Genomic DNA, 1,024 nt, shown 5'->3' with positions numbered 1-1,024 from the left:
ATTGTGATGGCTGTTTTGGCTGAGCGCTCGAGCAGTTCGTCGGCGAACGCCGCGAACTGCTCGGGATCGGCATACTGTACCAGATTCAACCAGAGAAGCGACTCTAGCCCCGCTTCTGACCACCGCATCCATTGATTCTTACACCGTTTCGAGATTTCACCCATGGCTCGTTCGACCACGTTTGATGTCCACGGAACCTGCTGTTGGTCAAGCGCGAACTCCGCGAACGTCACGGTTGCTTCTGCCCATTCCCGGAGGTACGTCGCTGCTTTTGGGGAGTCTTGACACTCTAATCTCCAGGCTTCTTTCCGAAGGTTCTCGAGCGTTTGGTCGATCCGCTCGCGGATCGCCAAACGCTCATTCCGTGGTGCATGAAGTGCGACAGAGTTCTTCAGATGGAACAGATCATTCGTAACGCCAGAGACGATCGCTTTCCGCTCGGAGAGCGGAAACGCATCGTCTTTCCAGAGCTTGTACCCGAGCGTTCGACCGACGTGAACAAGGTCGAGCTGGTGAGATCGGTCACCCTTCTCGAACGCATCGACGAGCGCATTCTCGGCGTCACTGACGACCGTCGCGTCGTCAGTGATCGCCTCGATCTCCCCGAGAGTCGCTGCTGTCTCATCCCAAGAATCGTTGAGATTGACGTCTAGAAGCGTCGTTTCCGTGTCTTCCTCGGTGGTCTGTCCGAGGGTGACGTTGACGTCGTGGTACGTGCAGTGATCGTCCTGGCTATGACACTTCGTTCCGTCAGGAACGACAGTGTCTGCGTTCGTCCCAGGAAGCCGACCACGAACGAAGTCACCGAGTTTGCTGCCGTACTCGCGGACTCGCCGGTTGATCGTCGTTTTCGAAGGCATCGGAGTGAAGCCGTCGCCGTGGGCGACGGCATCACGAAAGCTGAGCGACGTAGCGAGGTCGGTACTCTGGAGCGAAACATCCTCTTGATAGATGCGTTGTCCGTCGAATTCGACGAGGTCCTCGAGTGGCCGGAAGTAGGTTGGATCGTCCTCAGTGGCAGCGG

The 1,024-nt window shown here is 57.2% G+C and carries 1 protein-coding gene; it reads right to left on the bottom strand.

The window, feature by feature from the left end:
- Positions 1–1,024 (bottom strand): ISH6 family transposase (locus GS429_RS16795; protein WP_160066506.1); only part of this gene is annotated, 1,024 nt, incomplete at both ends.

This window comes from Natronorubrum halalkaliphilum (genome assembly GCF_009834785.1).
GTDB lineage: Archaea > Halobacteriota > Halobacteria > Halobacteriales > Natrialbaceae > Natronorubrum > Natronorubrum halalkaliphilum.
The sequence above is the reverse complement of the archived record's forward strand: the minus strand, read 5'-3'. Positions and strand labels throughout refer to the sequence as shown.